General features: G+C 39.7%; 18 protein-coding genes and 1 pseudogene. 13 read left to right on the forward strand and 6 right to left on the reverse strand.

Translation table 11 applies throughout. The features are described 5' to 3' along the window. Nucleotides 1-39: 39 nt before the first annotated feature. Complete coding sequence (metG, locus tag AC1M9C_RS07040) at nucleotides 40-2,097, reverse strand: methionine--tRNA ligase (protein WP_481587286.1); 2,058 nt, start codon at nucleotides 2,095-2,097, stop codon at nucleotides 40-42. A gap of 184 nt (nucleotides 2,098-2,281) precedes the next feature. Here metG and AC1M9C_RS07045 point away from each other — a divergent pair, with 184 nt between their 5' ends. After that, a complete protein-coding gene (locus AC1M9C_RS07045; protein WP_481953436.1) occupies nucleotides 2,282-3,088 on the forward strand; it encodes a hypothetical protein in 807 nt (268 codons plus the stop codon). A 148-nt stretch (nucleotides 3,089-3,236) separates the two neighbouring features. Further along, on the forward strand, nucleotides 3,237-3,587 hold the full coding sequence (locus AC1M9C_RS07050; RefSeq protein ID WP_092766966.1) for a hypothetical protein: 351 nt from the start codon (nucleotides 3,237-3,239) through the stop codon (nucleotides 3,585-3,587). 160 nt (nucleotides 3,588-3,747) lie between these two features. Here the strand turns inward: AC1M9C_RS07050 and AC1M9C_RS07055 are convergent, their stop codons facing one another. Continuing rightward, nucleotides 3,748-3,897 (reverse strand): hypothetical protein, encoded by a 150-nt coding sequence (locus AC1M9C_RS07055; RefSeq protein WP_481953437.1) that lies wholly within the window; start codon nucleotides 3,895-3,897, stop codon nucleotides 3,748-3,750. Between the two features lie 385 nt (nucleotides 3,898-4,282). Here AC1M9C_RS07055 and apbC point away from each other — a divergent pair, with 385 nt between their 5' ends. From apbC to AC1M9C_RS07095, 8 genes and pseudogenes are all read left to right on the forward strand, one after another. After that, nucleotides 4,283-5,566: an iron-sulfur cluster carrier protein ApbC gene (gene apbC / locus AC1M9C_RS07060; protein WP_481953438.1), complete on the forward strand. Its 1,284-nt coding sequence runs from the start codon at nucleotides 4,283-4,285 to the stop codon at nucleotides 5,564-5,566. Between the two features lie 143 nt (nucleotides 5,567-5,709). Continuing rightward, nucleotides 5,710-5,865, forward strand: a complete 156-nt coding sequence (locus tag AC1M9C_RS07065) for a hypothetical protein (protein WP_179999384.1) — start codon at nucleotides 5,710-5,712, stop codon at nucleotides 5,863-5,865. A 272-nt stretch (nucleotides 5,866-6,137) separates the two neighbouring features. Then, a complete protein-coding gene (locus AC1M9C_RS07070) occupies nucleotides 6,138-6,731 on the forward strand; it encodes a LysE family translocator (protein ID WP_035269555.1) in 594 nt (197 codons plus the stop codon). A gap of 114 nt (nucleotides 6,732-6,845) precedes the next feature. Continuing rightward, entirely contained in the window at nucleotides 6,846-7,415 is a 570-nt protein-coding gene (gene dcd, locus AC1M9C_RS07075) for a dCTP deaminase (protein WP_004694514.1), read from the forward strand. 218 nt (nucleotides 7,416-7,633) lie between these two features. Further along, nucleotides 7,634-9,043 (forward strand): annotated as a pseudogene (locus AC1M9C_RS07080) (hypothetical protein); the annotation flags it as partial. 106 nt (nucleotides 9,044-9,149) lie between these two features. Then, nucleotides 9,150-9,839, forward strand: coding sequence for a hypothetical protein (locus tag AC1M9C_RS07085; protein ID WP_481953439.1), 690 nt, complete (start codon nucleotides 9,150-9,152; stop codon nucleotides 9,837-9,839). A gap of 25 nt (nucleotides 9,840-9,864) precedes the next feature. Further along, nucleotides 9,865-12,333: a DUF6160 family protein gene (locus AC1M9C_RS07090; RefSeq protein ID WP_481587281.1), complete on the forward strand. Its 2,469-nt coding sequence runs from the start codon at nucleotides 9,865-9,867 to the stop codon at nucleotides 12,331-12,333. A gap of 32 nt (nucleotides 12,334-12,365) precedes the next feature. Further along, entirely contained in the window at nucleotides 12,366-13,325 is a 960-nt protein-coding gene (locus tag AC1M9C_RS07095) for a DUF6160 family protein (protein WP_481587280.1), read from the forward strand. A 36-nt stretch (nucleotides 13,326-13,361) separates the two neighbouring features. Here the strand turns inward: AC1M9C_RS07095 and AC1M9C_RS07100 are convergent, their stop codons facing one another. From AC1M9C_RS07100 to AC1M9C_RS07115, 4 genes are all read right to left on the reverse strand, one after another. Further along, nucleotides 13,362-15,077, reverse strand: a complete 1,716-nt coding sequence (locus AC1M9C_RS07100) for a proline--tRNA ligase (RefSeq protein WP_481587279.1) — start codon at nucleotides 15,075-15,077, stop codon at nucleotides 13,362-13,364. Nucleotides 15,078-15,171: 94 nt separating this feature from the next. Further along, on the reverse strand, nucleotides 15,172-18,276 hold the full coding sequence (locus AC1M9C_RS07105) for an efflux RND transporter permease subunit (protein ID WP_481953440.1): 3,105 nt from the start codon (nucleotides 18,274-18,276) through the stop codon (nucleotides 15,172-15,174). Between the two features lie 15 nt (nucleotides 18,277-18,291). Beyond that, nucleotides 18,292-19,413 (reverse strand): efflux RND transporter periplasmic adaptor subunit, encoded by a 1,122-nt coding sequence (locus tag AC1M9C_RS07110; protein WP_481587277.1) that lies wholly within the window; start codon nucleotides 19,411-19,413, stop codon nucleotides 18,292-18,294. Between the two features lie 34 nt (nucleotides 19,414-19,447). After that, nucleotides 19,448-20,092, reverse strand: a complete 645-nt coding sequence (locus tag AC1M9C_RS07115; RefSeq protein ID WP_257227584.1) for a hypothetical protein — start codon at nucleotides 20,090-20,092, stop codon at nucleotides 19,448-19,450. 276 nt (nucleotides 20,093-20,368) lie between these two features. Here AC1M9C_RS07115 and pilG point away from each other — a divergent pair, with 276 nt between their 5' ends. From pilG to AC1M9C_RS07130, 3 genes are read left to right on the forward strand one after another with little or no spacing between them, the layout of a single operon-like run. Continuing rightward, nucleotides 20,369-20,755, forward strand: coding sequence for a twitching motility response regulator PilG (gene pilG, locus AC1M9C_RS07120; RefSeq protein WP_035269072.1), 387 nt, complete (start codon nucleotides 20,369-20,371; stop codon nucleotides 20,753-20,755). A gap of 18 nt (nucleotides 20,756-20,773) precedes the next feature. After that, nucleotides 20,774-21,148 (forward strand): response regulator, encoded by a 375-nt coding sequence (locus AC1M9C_RS07125; protein WP_035269071.1) that lies wholly within the window; start codon nucleotides 20,774-20,776, stop codon nucleotides 21,146-21,148. Next, on the forward strand, nucleotides 21,145-21,699 hold the full coding sequence (locus AC1M9C_RS07130) for a chemotaxis protein CheW (RefSeq protein ID WP_481587276.1): 555 nt from the start codon (nucleotides 21,145-21,147) through the stop codon (nucleotides 21,697-21,699). Before AC1M9C_RS07125 ends, AC1M9C_RS07130 begins: the two co-directional genes overlap by 4 nt. Nucleotides 21,700-21,705 lie beyond the last annotated feature (6 nt).

Raw genomic sequence — 21,705 nt, forward strand, 5'->3', positions numbered from 1 at the left:
ACTAAGAATATAGCAGGGCTTTTTATAAGTGTCTAAAAATTAAGAAACTTTATCACCCGGTTTAGCACCAGATTCAGGTGAAATCACCCAAACACCTTCGCCATTACCCGCAGCTAACACCATACCGTTAGAAATACCAAAACGCATCTTACGTGGTGCAAGGTTAGCAACCATTACCACCAATTTGCCTTTTAAGTCTTCAGGCTTATAGAACTCACGAATACCGCTAAACACGTTACGTGGTTCAGCTTCACCAACATTTAAAGTGAGTTGTAAAAGTTTATCCGAACCTTCAACGTGAGCGGCTTCAAGAACTTCCGCTACACGTAGGTCAACTTTCATAAAGTCTTCGATACCGATAATTTCAGCTTCACCCACTTTCGGCTCAGCTTTCTTCTCTTTGGCTTTCTCTTTTTTCTTCTCAGCTTTTGGTGCTTCAGCAGGGGCAGCTAAAGAATCTTTAGATGCATCCACCATGGCAGCAACCGCTTTCGGATCAACACGTTGCATCAATGGTTGGAACAATGCAATTTCATGTGCAACCAAGATTTGCTTACGAGATTCAAAGTTGAAGCTGTCAAGCTGTAAGAACGCTTGAACTTGTTCTGCCAATGTTGGCAATACAGGCGCAAGGTACACCGCCAATTGACGGAATAGGTTAATACCCACTGAACACACATCATGAACTTGTTGTTCTTCGCCTTCAATTTTTGCTAAAGCCCAAGGCTTTTTCTCATCAATATATTGGTTAGCTTTGTCCGCAAGCGCCATGATTTCACGAATCGCAGTTGAGAACTCACGAGCTTCATAAGCCTGAGCAATTGAATCACCAGCATCAATAAAGCTTTGAACCAACTCAGGCTCTGCACAAGTCGCAGACAATTTATTGTCAAATTTCGTGTTAATGAATTTCGCACAACGACTTGCGATGTTCACCACTTTACCAACAAGGTCAGAATTCACTTTTTGAACGAAATCATCAAGGTTCAAGTCAGAATCTTCAACTTTGTCAGAAAGTTTAGACGCAAAGTAGTAACGTAAATATTCAGGGTTTAAATGCTCTAAATACGTTTCCGCTTTAATGAACGTACCACGAGATTTTGACATCTTCTGACCGTTTACAGTCAAGAAACCGTTTACGAATAGGCTTGTCGGTGTACGGTAGTTGGCACCTTCAAGCATTGCAGGCCAGAACAATGCGTGGAAATACACGATGTCTTTACCAATGAAGTGATACACCTCATTTTTAGAATCTTTTTTCCAATAGTCATCAAAGCTTAAGTCAGGACGTTTAGTTTTGATGTAATTTTCAAAGCTCGACATATAGCCGATTGGCGCATCCACCCAAACGTAGAAATATTTGTTCGGTGCATCAGGGATTTCAAAACCAAAGTAAGGCGCATCACGCGAGATATCCCAATCTGACAAACCTGCTTCAAACCATTCATCAAGTTTGTTGGCAATCGATACAGGTAAACGACCTTCGTCACGTGTCCATTTTTGTAGGTATTCACCAAAGTTAGGCAGTTTAAAGAAGTAGTGATCTGAAGATTTCTCGACAGGTGTCGCACCGCTCAAAGTTGATTTTGGATTGAGTAATTCAGTTGCGTTGTAGGTTGTACCACATACTTCACATGAGTCGCCGTATTGATCTTCCGCTTTACATTTCGGGCAGGTGCCTTTAATAAAACGGTCAGACAAGAACATGCCTTTTTCAGGGTCGAATAACTGGGTTACAGGACGAACTGCAATATTTCCTGCTTCACGGTTCTTAATATAAATCTCAGAAGCACGTGCTTGGTTTTCAGCGCTGTTGGTTGAGTCGTAGTGATCGAAATCAACCTTGAAGCCGGCAAAGTCACGCTCATGTTCTTTTTGCACATTGGCAATTTGCTGTTCTGGAGTAATGCCGTTGGCTTCGGCACGTAGCATAATTGCTGTGCCGTGAGCATCGTCCGCGCAGACATAAGTCACGTTATGACCCATTGCACGCATCGCACGTACCCAAATATCTGCTTGGATATAACCGAGTAAGTGACCCATATGGATCGGGCCATTGGCGTATGGAAGGGCGTTAGTGACTAAGATATTACGCACGGATCTGACTCTCTCATTCGTATTTTATGCAATGGGCGATAATTTTACATGAGATAGGCGAGACTTGCATAAGCCTTTTGATGAATTCTTATTTATTAACAAAGTTAGAGCACGTGGAAAGGCTACTTTGTTACATACTTATCAGGGATAATAGATATCCTGCTATTCACCTGAGTGTTTGACGATGTATGACGATTTTGATGATTATGAAGATGAGCAACCTGTAAAACGCATCAAATTGAATGTGCAGGGCTTACCAACTCTGGGTAAGCAAATTCTTAATCAGGCACAGGATTATCTTGATCAAATCTCACAAGGCGAACATACACTTTTAGTCAATCATTTACGTGAACTTGCCCAGCAAGATGAATATTTTAATGTGCTTGCCGATCAGTTGGATCAACCTGTCGGTTCGAAAGTTGCCAATGATGCGTTAAATCTGATGCGCTTTTGGCAACAAATTCATGCTTATGAAGATGTGCAAAGTTTTAACTTACTTGATGTTATTAACACTGAAGCTTTTCAAAAAGATGTGTTGACCGCTTTCGATGCTATGCAGATCGATGAGCAGAATAAAGCCTTGCGTCGTCCTGTGATTATAGAAGCTTTTAAAATGTATAAACTCGGCTGTTATGCAGGTTGTGTACCATTACTTTATGCCCAACTTGAAGGTTTACTGACAGATGTGCTGATTCAACAAGGTTTCTTAAAGCAAAATGGCACGAAGTTAGTCGATGTTTATAAAATTGTACCGGGTTTGAAAGGCAATGAAATTAAGAGCCTCTGGCATAAATCTAAGATTGCCATTGAGCTTAATCCGTACTTTGCAGAACTCGCGGCTTATAAAATGGATTCAAGCTCGAATGTGACTGCGACACGTCATAATATTTTGCATGGCACGGATGTCGAGCATTTCACACAAGCACGAAGCTTTATTTTATTTATTTGGTTGTTTTCTGCATTGAACTTTATGTCGAGTATTCGCTCCTAAATTCATCATTTTCAAATCAAAAGTTACAGCGTAGTGTTGTTCTACATCATCATGTGAGAAATTGTAGTGATTCGAAACATTTACGATGAGCACTGCAAATCTTCGATATAACTAAGATTCACTATCAAAGCGATAAAGAGGATTGAAGATGTCGAATAATAAAATTGATGACTTAAAAAACAAAGCTTCAGAACTCGGCGATGATCTGAAATTGAAGGCGAAAGAAGCTGAGCTGAAAGGCGAGAAAGCATTGGATCAAGTGAAGCATGGTGCAGCAGAAGCCAAGCTTGAAGGTGAAAAAAAACTGAATGATCTTAAACATGACACGCAGCAAAATTCTTCTGAAGCGCATTCAACTTTAGATGATTTAAAACATAAAGCGGTAGATTTAAAAGAGCAAGCAGCAGATAAATTGCATGACCTTAAAGATCAAGCGAGTGAAAAATTTGCGGATCTTAAAGCAAAAGCATCAGAGAAAATTGATCAACTGAAAAAGTAAATTGATCACAAAAAAGCTCATCATCAGATGAGCTTTTTTTTTAATTTTTTCTAATCCATTCGATTTTTCTAATTTCATTATTCACCACAGTAAACGTGTAAATCAGATCATGAAATTCGTAGGTATAGCTATAAGCCGTAAAACGATTTTTTCCTTCTTTTCATTCATAATGTTGTGTTGAAGTCGGCGTCTGCTTCATGTGTGAGCTTAATTTTGCATAAGAGTCACCTAAGCTGATGATTTGTCCTGAAGGAGTACGAAAACTTCGGGATTCATTGGCGGCATAGCCTAAAATTGGTAGAAGGAGCATTGTGCTCATTAAGGCAGTTATTGAGCGTGTTTTTAATTTAAGTTTCAGATTTATTTGTTTTAAAGACATATCGAAGTGTTATCTTGGTTTTATATTCTTTTCAATTTTAATGTGAAAAATTCGCTATTGTGTTGGTATTTGTTGAAGGAATGAATCACTTGCAACATGAATCAAGGTGTTTAACAGTGAAATCAAGTTTATAGCCCTTATCAATGACAGCATCGGAAATACACCAATAAAAATAATAAAAAAGCTGACTAATTTAGTTGGAATTCGACTAACATATTTCTATTCAAACGGGGATCAATATATTGTTGCTTAACCTTGTTGATATTTCTCGTTAAACTATTCCTTTATCAGTTTCTGTCCAGACTTGGAGTACGGTATGTCGTGGCTTTCTTCACTCAAATCTGTTTTTTCACCCTCAAAGGAGGTGAATGAAGAGTCTGTACAACACGTATTACAACACTACGTTTTGCCGAATTCTGACAATTTTTTGAAAGATCGAATCACACAGGTCAATGTTGAAGGTGATGTACTGCAAATTACCATTAATACCGTGCCAAGTGAAAAAGATCAGTTACAGCAAATTCACGATGAACTCGCTGATGCTTTGGAAAAGTGTGGGATTAAAGAGCTGAATATGCATGTCATTCAGCAGAAAACAGGAAGTCATGCTCAACAACAAGGTGGTTGTGGGCACAACCATGCAGCAGGTGAAAGCTGTTCAAGCAAAAAAGCCGAAGCCCCAAAATCCAATCTGCCTCCTGTTGTAGATGCATCTGCAAGCCAAGATGCGGTAAAACAAGCGAATGCGAATTACCAACCTCAACAAGAAGAAGCCCCGATTCAAAAAGCTGCACCACAGCAACGTGATGTACCTAAGCATCCACGTATCCAGAACGTGATTTTAGTTTCGTCAGGTAAGGGTGGTGTAGGGAAATCAACCACTACGGTAAATTTAGCTCTGGCATTACAAAAGCTCGGGCTGAAAGTAGGTGTGTTGGATGCAGATATCTATGGTCCAAGTATCCCAACGATGCTTGGCAATGCCGGTAAAACCCCAATGATCGAGGCAGAACATTTTGTACCGTTGGATGCTTTTGGTATGGCGGTGTTGTCGATTGGTCATCTGACAGGAGATCACAATACTCCTGTGGCTTGGCGTGGTCCAAAAGCAACAGGCGCATTGATGCAACTGTTCAACCAAACCCTTTGGCCTGATCTTGATGTATTAATGATCGACATGCCACCAGGAACAGGGGATATTCAATTAACTCTGGCACAACGTATTCCAGTGACCGGTGCAGTGATCGTGACGACACCACAAAATGTCGCATTGATGGATGCGACCAAAGGTATTGAATTGTTTAACCGTGTTCAAATTCCTGTGATGGGCGTGGTGGAAAATATGTCGACACATATTTGTTCAAACTGTGGCCATGAAGAGCAAATCTTTGGTACTGGTGGTGGCGATAAGTTATCGGAACAATACGATATTCCATTACTTGGACGTTTACCATTGAATGCGAAAATCCGAGAGCATGCCGATGAAGGTAAACCATCTGTATTGATTGGTGATGATGCCGCAGATAGTTATATTGAAATTGCACAGAAGATTGCAGCTGCATTGCCTAAAGCTGAAAGAGATCAAAGTCGGATTTTCTAACTATTTGAAAAGACTCAATGTTAAACCTGTCTAAGTCTTACTTAGGCAGGTTTTTTTGTTGACCGTTCGTCGTTTTAGGATTATTTACTCTAATTTTTCTACCTAAAATATTTTTTGAAATTTCACGTTATATGGGTATAGAAATGCGTTCAATCACTGCAATGAAGATGGTTATGATTTCTCTCATTCTGTCAACGACAGCTTCTGCTGCCATTATTCCTTATGTTGATTATCCTGAAGAATTCCAAAAGAAATCTTTAAATATTCAGGTTCAAGAAGCTGAACAACAGTCAAATTAATGCTTGAACTCAGCATCACAGCGTGAATGGACTGTGATGCTGAATTTCATCGATGAAGAACGTGCTATAAGCATTTTTGCAAAAGTACATCATGTTTTTCGTTTCGATTACATCGTGTGACTTCAGAGTTATAATTTAAATGACAAACTAACCTGATGAAAAATATTACAAAAAAAATTGTGTTTCATTCTTGAGAAATTTTCACACAAATAATATTTTGCCAATTGAAATAATCCTGATTAATCTGAGCGCATTATCAGCGAGGTCATCCTATGATTTCATGGCTCTTTATTGCGTTGGTTACCACGATTTTATTCACACCCGGACCAACCAATACTTTACTTGCATCTTCAGGCATACAGGTAGGTATTAAAAAGTCATTTCGCTTAATACCCGCGGAAGCATTAGGCTATCTTATTGCCATCACTGCATGGGGGTTTTTAATTGGTCGTGTCACCACTCATTTGCCAATTTTGCCAGTGATATTAAAATTATTTAGTTCATTCTATATTATCTATCTGGCCATCAAATTATGGCGCACTGCCAACGTAGAACATCAGTTGAACCAGCCCACCATCAAAGCTTCTGAATTATTCTGTGCAACTTTACTCAATCCTAAAGCTTTGCTTTTTGCCTCGGCTATTTTCCCTGCAATTGTTTGGGTGAGTGTAGATTATTATATTGCGCACATGTTGATGTTTATTTTATTGATCCTACCCATCGCTTTTATTTGGACACTCATTGGGTCGCTGTTAGCCAATAATAAAATTAAATGGTTAAACCAGTCCAATATGCAAAAAACAGCATCCTTAGTCCTGATGAGTTTCTCAATTCCAATGAGTTATTCGGCATTGTTAAGTCTTTAAGATGATTCACCGCAGCAGACTGAACAGGAATACAAATCGTGGGTTATTTCCATTGACGGGGTTTTCAGTTAAAGTACAGCGCAGTAATTGAATATGTATTCTGGGAATAAATAAATGGCTATTAAGTCTGATCGTTGGATTCGCGAAATGAGCGAAAAACACGGCATGATTGAACCGTATGCAGAAAACCAAGTTCGTTTAGACGAAAATGGTCAAAAACTCATTTCATATGGCGTTTCAAGCTATGGTTATGATGTTCGTTGTGCGCGTGAGTTCAAAGTGTTCACAAACGTTCACTCTGCTATTGTTGACCCAAAAAATTTCGATGATAAAAGTTTTATCGATATCGAAGCTGACGTGTGTATTATTCCACCTAACTCATTTGCACTTGCTCGTACAGTAGAATACTTCCGTATCCCACGTAATGTCTTAACGGTGTGTTTAGGTAAATCAACCTATGCGCGTTGCGGTATTATTGTAAACGTGACGCCACTTGAGCCAGAGTGGGAAGGTCATGTGACCTTGGAATTTTCAAATACAACCAATTTACCTGCACGTATTTATGCTGGTGAAGGTGTTGCTCAAATGTTATTCTTTGAGTCTGATGAAGTGTGTGAAACATCTTATAAAGATCGTGGTGGAAAATACCAAGGTCAAACAGGTGTAACTTTACCTAAAACCTAAGTATTGAATTGTAAGACTTCATGCAAAAAGCAAACTCAATGAGTTTGCTTTTTTTATAAGTGTCTGAAAAATTGAGCTTATTCATTTATCGGAAAAAATGCCAACCCAATCGCAATTTTTTGCAAATTCCACTTCATTTATATACTATAAACTGTGATGTAATCTTAATATTAAAAGAGAAGCATGGAATTCTTCTCTGAACAATTAAAAATATAAATATGGTGCAAGGCATCGTATACGGGAAGGTCGAGATGGCACTTAATTATACGAACATATTTAATCAGACTTTACTTGCAAGTTTAATGACGCTTACTACGGTTTCGGTCTACGCATTGCAGCCTCTTTCGGATGAAAATTTAAGTGCGACGACTGGTGAGGGTGTCGCCATGATTCCTCAAGATGCTTATTTTGTTTTTCAAGGGGAAAATTCAACTGCGGCAGATTTAATGAATCGCCAAAAAGATACTGGATATATTCATCTCATTCCAGTGGGTCCTTTAACAGATGCGGCATTGGATACCAATAAAAATGGAACAGTAGGGTCAGAAGATCATTCCGTCGGTAAGGCTGATTTGTTCGTATATGGTCTCGCATTATCTAAATCTGATAATAATCATAATACGCGCTTAGCTGCGACAGACAAAGATGCACGTATAGGATCATGGGGAACAGCAACCAATCCATGGCTACTTCGAGTCGGTACTGAAAATCAGGTTCCAAATTTTGATTTAAATAAAACATGTATAAGTAATGATCCTAGCTGTCAGGTTCCATTCTTGACGCTTGAAGCTCCATTAATGGACACAGTTCGTCCTACAGATGCAGCTAATGGTCTTGATGCTTATAAATTAAAGATGGCCATGTGGGCGGATGCTTTTGTGCTTGATCCTTCTCGTAAAGAAGGGGATCCACTACTTTACCAATTGGGGGAAAAAGCAGGAACGAGTAATGCGGATCGTGCTAATCGACTTCGTTTACAGGCCATTTGGAATAATTTTTCCATTAATGGAAGTAATATAAAAATCTTTCAAACTTTAAATGGTGCAAATAACCAAGCAGGCATGAGTGCATTTTATAACAACACCTTGGGTGTTGCTGGACTTGTGCGTTTGAACTCAGGTGATGGTCAAAATCTGACGACGGGGAATAAAACAGCCAATATTCTTAGACTGAGTACGCGTGAAACATCAGACACTCCTAATTTACAAACCCCTGCCATCAACAATACTCTGGCACCAGTATTTGATGCCAATGAGGGTATCTTTATTCATAATTTGAATGCCAATATCGTATTGGGTTCACTCTATCAGCCTTTGATTCTAGGCTCTGATGGTAAAAACTTTAGTTTGGAACTCACGCGTATTCCAAATAAACCTGAAATTTATAAAAAAATATACACAGATTATAGCAATCCAAACTCGACAGAATATGCGGGCTCAACCTGTAACTTTTATAAATGTGGTACCAATGGGTTGAATGGCTATCAAGGGACGAATGCAACACATAGCAGTATCACTATTGGAAGTACTTCTTATAACGCTGCGAATAATACTTTAAGTGCTTATAAAGGATCAGATGCAGTAGGTATAAGTTTTGGTGCAGTCAATCCAATTCCCCAAACGCCTAATGCCGCATTGCCACCGTCAAATTTTAAAAATATGGGTTCTGCGGTCATTGATGGTGTTCTTATTCAGCATATGAAAATCACCACAAAAGGATTATAGGAGAGCATTCATGAAAAATTCATTAGTCGCTGTCCTATTCAGTGTTATAGCATCAATGACTTATGCACTTGAGCCCATGTCAGATGAAGCTTTAAAAAATGTTGAAGGACAAGCTGGAGCTGATCTCTCATTAAAACTTTCTTTAAACCAAAAGTTAGTGACTGAGAATAATGTTCAACGTTATGTTTTTGATGATGCACTGTGTAAGGATGTGGAATATTGTCGTCTCGCGCTTGCTGTCAATAATCGCTATATCAAAGATGGTCAAGCAAGTAGTACAGATGGTTTTAAATTATGGCTTGTTTTTAAAGGGATTCAGGGTACTCTAAATATTCAAAAGATTGGCTTGGATGGTGTAGATCTCAGCTATAAAAATGATTCTGGTACTGATCAGCTTAAAGCAGCGATGCAACTAAGCTTTGATGCATCTAAGCCAATTCAAATTCGTAATTTTGGTTTTGATGCTTTGGCTTTTGGTCAGGATAAATTTACCAGTAATGCCACCACTGAGGGTGTAGGAACAAGTCCTGCTGACTATGGTTACCTGCAAGTGACACGTTATGATTCATCTAATGCTCCTCGTTCTGCATATGACCATGGGCGAGAAACTGGTTTTATGGGTTTAAAAATGAATGGTAATTTAGCTGTTCAGGGTAACGTCATGATGTTTGGTTGTGACGGCAGTCACCAGCGTTGTTGAAATTAGACATGCATAAGGAAATGTGATGAACAATAAAAAATATAATCACAGCTCATTGCTGGTTATGAATGCATTAAGCCTGAGTATCTTGCTTGCAAGCGGTCATGCCATTGCTTTAGAAGTGATGCATGACGAAGCTTTGCGAAATGTGAATGGTCAAGATGGTGTTCATATCTCGACAACATTGACTGAAGCCAACATGGATCAGGTCTATTGGCAAGATCAAGCAGGTCGTGGCAGTAGTGGAGCAACCAATAATACATTGCAGGCAACAGCAGATAATGTCTTTATTCGAAAAAGTAATGTATCTAATCAAACACTAGGGGCAGACATTAAAATTAACGCTGGAAGCAATGCGAACCAAGCAGGGTTAGACTTCAATGCCAGTGTGACACCTGCTTTAGTGACCATGAATAATCTTAGAATTTGTGATAATGAGAGTTCAAGCCGTTGTAGTTTTTCAATGGGTCAATTGGCTTTACAAACTACTTCGAATACTGATTTATCGCTTAGAACGATTCATGGATTATTCAGCAAAGAGAACCTTAGCGAAATCGCACTAGGGATTAAGAATGCCAATATCTATTTAGGGCAGACTGATGCACGAAATCAACTCAACCAACTTGTTTTAAACAACTTCAATTTCAACTTCAAAGCACGTGGTGCCATTTTTGTCGATGAGGTTGAGGGATTGAGAATGCAGTCGAATACACGTACAGGGTCGACAGATAATGTTGCCGGTATGAGTAGTACGCCTAATGATAATTTGGGTTATGTGGATTTAAACCGTGTTGCAAATTCGGCTTCAAAAAATGCAGGATTTATTAACACAGGAACCTATGGCAATGGTAAGTCAGGTGCTGAGGGTGAAACAACAAACTCAGGTCTAAATATCGAAGTAATGTTGAATAAGAACGTGAGCTCAAATGACCCATATGCTTTAAATAGCAATACAAATAATCCTCAAGGAGCTAAAGGACTCATCCGTGTAGGTGCCAGCGGGCGAATGGTCAATTCATCGTTGCAATTTCGTGGTACAAAAGGCAAGGAAAGTGTTCTAGGAAATGCCAATAGTCCAACGGCTTCATCCAGTAATAGTGTAATTGGTGATTCTGGAATCGGATTCCGTATGAAAGCTGACTTTACCAAAGACAATGATTCAATGCTCGGAAGTGATGGCCAAGCAACGACTTTAGAAATTGGTGGGGCAGGTCTAAATGCATACGGTTTTGAGTTTAGTAACTTAACAGGGTTAAGACCAAATACTCGAGCATCTTTTGACAGTGGTAATGTGTATCTCAATTTAGCAGATACAAAAACACTGCGCTTACCTGAAAACGAAGTGTTCCAAAAAAGTCGTTTTGGTAATGGAAGTTATTTAACCTTAGCAACTGATTATCAGCACCAAATTCATAATGCAGTAACAGGTGATAATCCATACAGCTTGATTGCTGCGATTCGTGGTGCTGAATTTCAGTCTATTTCCCGCCGTGGACGTTTTACCAATAGTGCAGGAACACCAGGAGCTAACTTGTTTGCGAATACAAATGTTAAAAATGAGTGGGGCTTGGCACTGCCTTTTTATAATCTGAATGCCAATCTTGCTCTATATGGAACATCAGTTCGTGCAGATCAAGCTTTTTATTACACATTAGCAGGCTCCGATGTTGTTAAAAACATGATTGCTACAGCGGGTAATACCTCAAGAATTGGTTTGTCTTTTGCAATGAGTACCTCTGGGGTAGATCGAGCTAATGGTCAAGCGCTAGGCAATAAAACCACGTCAATTTTAGTGGTTGATGGAGGTAAGGTAGGCAGTGGAGATACGGCAACTTCAACAGATTACTATATGGGTTTACGTAATATTGATCTGTACGCGAAGGGAACAGGAAATATGGGCGTAGAAAATGGTAGTGTAAATGTCAGCTTGCGCGATATGTTGATTGTTTTATCAACAGAAGTTGCTGCGGGATATCTGCCAGGTACCATTTATAAAACCTGTAAATTAAATAGTGGAGCAGCAGGATGTGCTACGCGAAGTTCATCACCAGATAACAATTTTGCTTTAGCTGATGATGTGATGTTTGTGGTGAAATCACGTCTTGGTGGTGATGTTGATTTTTCTTTAATTCCAAATAATGCTGCTGAAGATGGTCAGAACTTATCTTTTGTAGGTGAATTAGAGCTGAAAGGTGACAATAACACCTTCCAAATTACCGATCCTCATAATGGTTCAACACTTGGTTTAGACCGTTTGACAGGTAAAATTGCATTTAATAATGCATTGGTTGTTAGTAAAGATCAAAATGGTGCGGGACAATTTGGTGTGAATGCTGCCTTGATGTTCAATCCTCAAAAGACAACTTCGGGTGTTTTTAGAGCAAGAGACATCAACTTCTATCCTCCAACTGTAGGTGCTGGCGCTCGTTTAGGCGAATTGGCCATTACTGGCGGTCGCTTGAATAGTGAATTGCGCATTACACCTCGAAATTAATAAGTAAATATGGAAAGTTGAGGGATAGACTCATGAATATGATAAAAACAAAACGATTCAGTTTACTTATTTTGACCACTGCGGTGGGATTCCCGTGTTTTGCTATGCAACCATTAGATGATCAGTCTCTTTCGTCTACTACTGGTCAAGATGGGATTAGTATTGGTATTGGAATGGATAAGATCGAGTTCACACAGGTTGCGATCATTGATCAAGATGGAATTAAAGATCCAATATTAGGAAAAAATTATTCACAAGCTGCTGGCTTAGTGGTCGCAGGTCCAACTGGTAATCCAATTCAGGTTCAATTTTTAGGTCATACCCCTGGTTCGTCTACAATCAATGCAAAAATTGATACAGACGGAGGTAATGGCACGCCATTTGCCAATATAGGTATCACTTTTGCGGAGCAAATTACTGGGTTTAAATTGAGTCCATTCGCACTCTATATCGCCAGCAGTAATCAGGTGTCTAGCACTACGCAAACTAAATCGATTTATAATGATCTGAAGCAGTTGGTGCCCGGTGTCGCTAAAATTTTAGAAATAGGCAGTGCTGATCGAAACTTTGAAATTACATTAAATCAATCCCAACGTCCTCAGATCAATGTTCAATTAGGAAATGTGCCTCAAGGCTACATGGTCCAGTTTGGAGGCGCAATTCAATCAATCTGTGGCACAGGCTCAGGCTGTCCTATTGCATTCGTATCTGGTAATTCTTCTGCAAAATTCGATTTTCAGGCTAAAGCTACTGATCAAAACAATGGTTTTTCATTATCTGGTTTCCATGCAGGTGTTGCACCTTCAGGTATTTACATCGGAAATACAGGACAATCTAGTAAAATGAATGTTGGTCTCAACAATGTGATGTTGGGACGTGAGGGGGCGAGTAGTCCGACGGTCTTTAATGGTTTAGCGAATGGTTCAATGGGGAGCTTTGGGGCTATTGGTACATCTGTGAAAGATTTGAAAGTGAATATCAACGGTCTATAAAAAATCCCGCGAATCGCGGGATTTTTTATGCTCAAATTATTGGGCGATTTTAGTGAGTATTTCTTCTTTACTCAGGTTGCTTGATTCAGTATCAGAACGACCTTTGTACTCAAAAGTACCAGCATCTAAACCTTTTTCACCGATAACAATACGGTGCGGAATACCTGTTATTTCGATATCGGAGAATTTAACGCCTGGTCGTTCATCACGGTCATCTAAAAGCACGTCATAACCAGCAGCTTGAAGTTCTGCATAAAGTGCTTCAGCAGCCTCTACAGTACGAGGTGATTTATGAGCATTCATCGGAACGATTGCGATATGGAAAGGCGCGATAGCAGCAGGCCAAATAATTCCTTTTTCATCGTAATTTTGTTCAATGGCAGCCGCGACTACGCGAGTCACCCCAATACCATAACAACCCATTGTTACAGTGAATGGTTTACCATCCTTACCTAATACTTTGCAGCCCAGAGCTTCAGAGTATTTTTGACCTAATTGGAAAATATGACCAACTTCAATACCACGTTTAATTTGAAGTACACCTTTACCATCTGGAGATGGATCACCCTCAACAACATTGCGAAGATCATAAACTTCAGTGAATTGAGCATCACGCTCCCAGTTCACACCTGTCGCATGTTTGCCTGCTTCGTTTGCACCTGCAACAAAGTCAGACAATACTGACGCTGCTCGGTCAACGATGACATTAATCCCTTTTTCGACCAGACCTTGAGGACCAACAAAACCAGCGGTTAAGCCTAAAGCACTCAGTTGTTCTTCAGTTGCAAATGTAAGTGGTGATGCAATCAGCGGATGTTTCTCAGCTTTGATTTCGTTTAGCTCATGATCCCCACGAAGGAATAGTGCTACGACAGGCGCAGTTTTACCTTCTTCAGCGATTCCTTGTACCAACAAAGCTTTGACAGACTGTTTTGCATCGGTACCTAAGAAAGCAGATACATCAGCTATAGTTTTTTGATTTGGTGTTTCAACAATTTTTAATTCTTGAGTTGGTGCAGCACGTTCACCTACAAGAATCGCTTCAGCCATTTCGATATTGGCTGCGTAATCTGATTCAGTTGAGAATGCAATATCATCTTCACCGCTAGATGCCAATACATGGAATTCATGCGAACCTGAACCGCCAATTGAACCTGTATCCGCCTGAACTGGACGGAAGTCTAAACCTAAACGAGTAAAAATACGGCAATAGGCATCGTACATCGTGTCGTAAGTTTCTTGTAATGAATCTTGATCTGCATGGAATGAATAAGCATCTTTCATCACAAATTCACGAGAGCGCATAACGCCAAAACGAGGACGAACTTCATCACGGAATTTAGTTTGAACTTGGTAGAAATTAGCGGGTAATTGTTTATAACTTTTGAGTTCGTTACGCGCTAAATCAGTAATGACTTCTTCATGTGTAGGGCCGAGAACAAACGGGTTGTTGTGACGGTCATTAAAGCGTAAAAGTTCTGGACCATATTGCACATAGCGACCAGATTCTTCCCATAAACTTGCTGGTTGGGTCACAGGCATCAATACTTGTAGTGAACCAGCACGGTCCATTTCTTCGCGAACAATCGCTTCGACTTTATTTAACACACGTACGCCCATTGGCAACCAAGAATATAATCCTGAAGCCAATTTACGAATCATACCCGCACGAAGCATCAGCTGATGAGAGATTACTTCAGCATCACTTGGGGTTTCTCTTAACGTTGCAAATAAAAAGCGACTCGCGCGCATGGAATTTGTCCTAATAATGAGCGTTAAAGCATAAGATTATACGATAAAAAATGAGGTGAACATTTTGAATGACACCTCATGACAATTCTCTACATTATGACATGAATTTTCGTGTTTGACGTACCATAAAATTCTTAAAGTCATCTAAGTAGGTAAAGATAACGGGAACGACAACTAAGGTCAGCAGGGTAGAAGTAATGACGCCCCCAATGACAGCATGCGCCATCGGAGCACTTTGTTCACCTCCTTCACCCAAGCCTAATGCCAATGGCACCATACCCATGACCATCGCACTTGTGGTCATCAGAATGGGTCTCAGTCGTGTTTTACCTGCAGCAATAATGGCATCAAAACGTGTCTCACCGCGATCAATAGCTTTCTTAATAAAGTCAATGAGGAGAATCGCATTCTTGGTTACTAATCCCATTAACATGATGATGCCAATAATGGAAAATAAATTCATTGTTGAGTTAAATAAGAATAATGCAAGGAATACCCCGACCAATGACAATGGTAATGAGGCCATGATCGCCGCAGGATGAATAAAACTATTGAATTGAGAGCCTAAAACAATATAGATAAATACAATAGAAAGTGTAACAGCTGTAACAGCGTACCCAATCGATTCTTCCATATCTGCGTTTGCACCTTGTGTTTCAAAACCATAGCCGGCAGGCATCTCGAAGTTATCTTGCAATGCTTTAATATCTCGACCAATATCACCTGCAGGTCGACCTGAAGTATTGGCTTCAACCATGACTTCACGTGCTAAATCACGACGGTTGATTTGAGATGCACCATAACTTTCTTGTGTGCTTGTTACGCTTGAGAGCGGAACCAAGATCGGTTGATTATTCGCATCCACTTTTTGCGATTTTAAATATAAATTATTGATGTCACTTGGAAGCGTACGTTGATCTTCAGAGAGGCGCAAATTGACATCATAGGTTTCACCTTTTTCGTCTTTCCACGTCGTTACATCATCACCAGCAAGGAGAGGGCGGATCACATTGGCAATTTGGCTGACTGATAATCCTAAATCGTTTGCAAGTACACGATTTACATGCACTTCAAGGGTAGGTTTAGGCTCTTTGAGCGAGCTTTCTAAATCGACGACACCATCAATTTTTGCCATTTCCACCATGAAACGATCAGAAATTTTTTGTAATTCATCTAGCTCAGGTCCTTTGATGGAAATCATGACAGGCTTTTGACCACCAGACACAGTTTCATCTGCTGAAGCAATAGAGGTGAGGGTAATACCCGCCACTGTTTGTAGTCGATCACGAAACTCATTGGTTAAATCAGTCAGTGTCTGAGAGCGCTCTTGGCGAGGACTTAAACTGACTCGGATGCTTACGTGGTTTTTCCCGCGATCAGTCACCCCATTAATAACGCCGTACGTTCCTTTAACTTCTGGATGCTGTCGAATAATAGATTCAACTTGTTTTAACTTTGCCTGAGAGTATTCGAGTGAAGCATCTACGGGCGTTTCAAATTTGATCCGAATTTCACCTTTATCTGGAACAGGTACAAACTCTGTTCCCACCATTTTTGATAGCGTGAGCGCGCCAAACAGTGAGGCAACAGCAACGACAATTGTTAGAAAGCGGAATCTTAGAGCCAGTTTTAGCAGCTTCTCGTACACTTCATTTAATGAATCAAGTTTATTTGAGATCCCATTGAAGAAGCGTTTCAATGCGCTCGGTTTTTTATTTGGATGATGACGTTCAGCCCAGTGAGCTGATAGCATTGGATCGAGCGTAAAACTGACAAACATTGAGATCAGTACGGCGGTGCTCACTGTCACGCCAAATTGGTAGAAGAAACGACCGATAATACCGCCCATGAATGCAACTGGTAAGAACACCGCAACAATAGTTAAAGTGGTTGCGAGAACTGCCAGCCCAATTTCTTTGGTTCCATCTAAAGCAGCAGTCACATGATCTTTCCCCATATCAGCATGGCGAACAATATTTTCACGTACCACAATTGCATCATCAATAAGAAGGCCAATACTTAAAGACAGGGCAAGAAGAGTCATCATATTGATGGTAAAACCAAAAGCCCAAATGAACGTTAATGTTCCAAGTAAGGCGATTGGCAGGGTAAGGCCTGTAATAATCGTCGATCTAAATGAACCTAAAAAAAGTAGAACGATGACAACCGCAAGTACACCACCTTCAATAATTGTACGGGCAACATCACCAATACTTGCTCGTATGCCTCGAGATGTATCGACAACTACTTTCAATGTTGTCCCTTGCGGGAGTTGTTGTTCTATACGGTTTAGTGTTTTATAAGCCGCATCTACAACGTCAATTACATTTGAATCAGAGCTTCTGAGAATATCCAACGCGACAGCATTTTGACCGTTAATGAATGCACTCGACTCGAGTTCAGCTTGGCTGTCGTAAATTTCAGCTACTTGTTTTAAGTAGATTGGCGTGCCATTTTTACTCGCGACGATGAGATCCCCAAAGGATTGGGGATGAATTACTCTTGATTTAATTTCAACAACCAGCTCTGAATTTGACTGTTTGAGTGTGCCCCCAGGGACTTCAATGTTTTCGCCTTTTAGTGTGTTAATGACTTGATCAATGCCAACACCAAGACTTTGTAATTTTTGTGGATTAACTTCAATACGAATTTGACGCTGCGAGTCACCTAGCAGGTTAACTGTACCTACCCCACGAACAGTTCTCAATTGAGGAACAATTTTTTGATCTAAATAAGAGCTGAGCTCTCGGAGTGACATATTCTCAGACTCAAATACCACCGACATGATGGCACCTGCGGAAGGGTCATAGCGCTCAACAATAGGATCAGTAATTTCATCACGAAATTCTGCTGTCACTGGCGCAATTTTGTCTCGAATATCTTGCGCTGCAACGGTTGAAGGAACATCCAAATTAAACTCAGTGATAATTGTAGAGAGTCCTTCACTCGACTGCGATATCACTTGTTTAACACCTGAGATCGTATTGATCTGATCTTCCATCTTTTTGGTAATTTCAGATTCAACAGTTTCAGGAGAAGCACCTGGATAAGTGGTATACACGACCACAAATGGGAAATCGACATCAGGGAATTCTTCAACTCCCATTCGTTGCCATGATGATAAGCCCAATACCATCAGGCATAGCATCATCATGATCGTAAAGACAGGATATTTCACACTGATTCGAGTTAACCACATAGTTCAGATCCTGTCTTACTTTGAAGCAATTGAGACTGTTTTATTTAAGTCATCATTATTAAACTTAATTCTACTGATGTAATCCGTTGGCTGAAGACCACTGATCATTGCAATATTCTCGTTGGGTTGTCGATCCAGAATTCGAATATTAGCTTTCTGAATTTTCTGATCACGGATGATCCACAGATAAGGTTTGCCATCTGCATCTTGAATAGTATCAAGAGGAACTTTTTGCCCCTGAATTTGTTTGTCATCTAAAATGAAACCTTCGACAAAAGCACCAATACTCAGTGAATTGATTGATTCATTCGGTTGAGCAAAAAAATCAACCTGACGACTGATTTGATCGGCCATTGGGGAAATGCGTGTTAACTTGGCAGTATAATTTTGGGTAGTCCCTTGAATTTTATATTCAATGTTGTTTCCAATGTTGAGCGCATGTTGAGATTCGACAGGGAGTTTTGCTTGAATCTCCAATTTTTGTGGATCTACGATTTCAAATAATGTTTGACCCATTGAAACGGTTTGACCTGGTTCGACTTGACGTTTGGTAATTACGCCAGAAATGGGGCTACGAATTAATCCATCAGCATCGGCTTTCAGTGCGATATCCACATTTGCTTGCTGAGCTCGTACAGTTTCGAGTTGGGCTTTATGCTCCACTTGACTTTGTTCATATTCAACCTTAGAAATAAATCCTTGATCATAAAGTCGTTTTTTTCGAGTGACCATATTTGCAGCTTGTTGTGCCTGCGCTTGTGCAGAAGCAAGATTAGCGCGAGCTTGTGCGAGTCGGGCTGTATTATCTTGATTATTTAAACGTACCAAGACTTGTCCTTTACTCACCCTTTCACCGACTTGTACAGAGACTTGACTAGCAGTGGCAGTCACTTGCGCTTGAATTGTACTTTGATTCACAGCGCGTATGGTGCCTGTGAAAGCAAATTTCAGATTTGAGACCCCATTTTCAACTTTGACTAAGTCCTGTTGTATTAATTCAATTTTTTGAGGGGTAGATGAGGTTGGCTGTACACTTTCGTCATTTTTTTGACAAGCGGCTAAAAGACAACTCGTACACAGCGTTCCTAATACGAGATATTTCTTATACTGACTGCTGTGACGAGTCGCATTCGGCATGTGATAATTCCTTTCCATTCAGACAAACTCTTCTTTATTCAAGAGTTTTTAAGCGCTTGATAATATTGTCGTATTGTGACTGAGTATTTCGATAGTTTGTTTGTAAAGATTCAATATTTTTTTGGATATTACTCATATTCTGTGCATTATAAGTGATTCGATCTTGTAAGTTTTTAGGGACAGGGTTCCCTTTCTTGATATAGGTCTGTTCCTGCTTTTTAAACAATATTCGATCTTGCTCCAGTTGTTGGTACTGTTGTTTTTGAAAGGTGATTTGTTTGTTGATGTTTTTCAACATATCATCACGTTTGTTCGCAGCCACTTTACTAGAACCATAAGCGCGTTTTAAGCGTAGATCTTGTTCATGTTGTTTGGCTTGTTGCGTACGTACAGCACTTTGTTGCTGTTCTTTATCGGCATCATAAGGTCGATTTTTTTTAATCACTTGCATATTACGGTCAAGTGCTTCATAACCGTGACGAATATGCTCTGGTGTTACCGAACTACTAATATTAGCTACGCCATTTTTATCATAATAACGATACCAAGACGGTTTGGTCACTGTGGTATTAGCAATTGCTTCACTGATACATAAACCAAATGTCATCATGATCACTAAGAATGTTTTATGATGAAGATGCTTTAACCCAATTCTTGATTTGTGCGAAAGATTAAACATTGGAATTGGCCCCCGTGATATCAATTCAATTTTTTAATTTTTGCTTTTAATAACAAGCATTTTATGTGGTTCTGGTAAATTTATAAATATAAACCGTTAAATAATTTACGCTTAATCTGATTCACCCTTAAATTCTATGAAGCTTTGTGACACAATCTCTCCGCGAGTACTCAACTGCATTGAAAATCAATGTAATGTTATGTTAGAAAATAATGGTTATTCTCTAAATTAAGCGTTTCATTTTTCTTTAAATCTCATCTCAGGAAGGATCATTCAATGGATGATAATCTGCAAAATATTAAAGTGATGGTCATTGATGATTCAAAAACGATTCGTCGGACCGCAGAAACTTTATTACAGCGTGAAGGATATGACGTTGTAACTGCAGTAGATGGATTTGAAGCATTATCTAAAATTGCTGAAACTCGACCTGATATTATTTTTGTAGATATTATGATGCCGCGTTTAGATGGGTATCAAACGTGCGCACTGTTAAAAAACTCACAAAATTTCCAACATATTCCAGTGGTCATGTTATCCAGTAAAGATGGTATGTTTGATCAGGCAAAAGGACGAGTTGTTGGATCTGATGAATACCTCACGAAACCATTCAGTAAAGATGAGCTATTGAATGCGATTCGTAAACTTGTCGCTTCACGTTAAGTACTGGGAAAATAAAATATGACACGTATCTTAGTGGTAGATGACTCTCCAACAGAAATGTTTAGATTTAAAGAAATTCTGTCCAAAAATGGCTATGAAGTGCTAGAAGCAACCAATGGTGCAGATGGTGTTACCTTAGCGCAAGCAGAGCAACCAGATCTTGTACTTATGGATGTGGTGATGCCTGGTGTGAATGGATTTCAAGCAACTCGGCAAATTGCAAGAGCTGATGTAACGAAGCATATTCCAGTTGTCATTGTCAGTACCAAAGATCAGGATACGGATCGAATTTGGGGCAAAAGACAAGGCGCTGTCGACTACCTGATCAAACCTGTAGATGAATCAAGATTACTGGATGTCATTCAGCAATATTTAAATACAGGCACAGCATGATCATTCAAGATGAAAGTGATCAACAACACTGGTTAACGCAAGCCAGTAATGCTAATTCGGCTCAAGCAAATGAGTACCGTGATGTACAAAATCAGGACCTCTGGTCTGGTGTATGTTTTAAAGTTGAGCAGCAACAAATTATTACCCCACTTGGTGATATTGCGGAGGTTAGCCCTTTACTGAGCATTACTTCTTTACCACTTACGCCGCCGTGGTATTTAGGTTTGGCGAATTTGCGAGGTCGAGTAGTGACCGTATTAGATCTAAAGCAATTTGCTTTGGGTAAAACCACACAATTACACGCTAATGTTAAAATTTTATGTTTTAACGTGGGGCAAGACTGTGTTGGATTACTTGTGGATGAAGTCCTCGGTGTAAAACATTATAAGAATAATACCTATAGCGCCGGTTCGGATTTGATCGCAGAACCATATAGATCATTTTGCCAAGGTTATTTTCTCGATCATTCAACACCTGTAGCTGTGCTGATGATGAGTCAGCTATATGAGCATGATCGCCTAAAGCATATGTTCACATCTAATTCAATTTAATGTCTA

The organism is Acinetobacter sp. 24-47-39 (genome assembly GCF_056783825.1).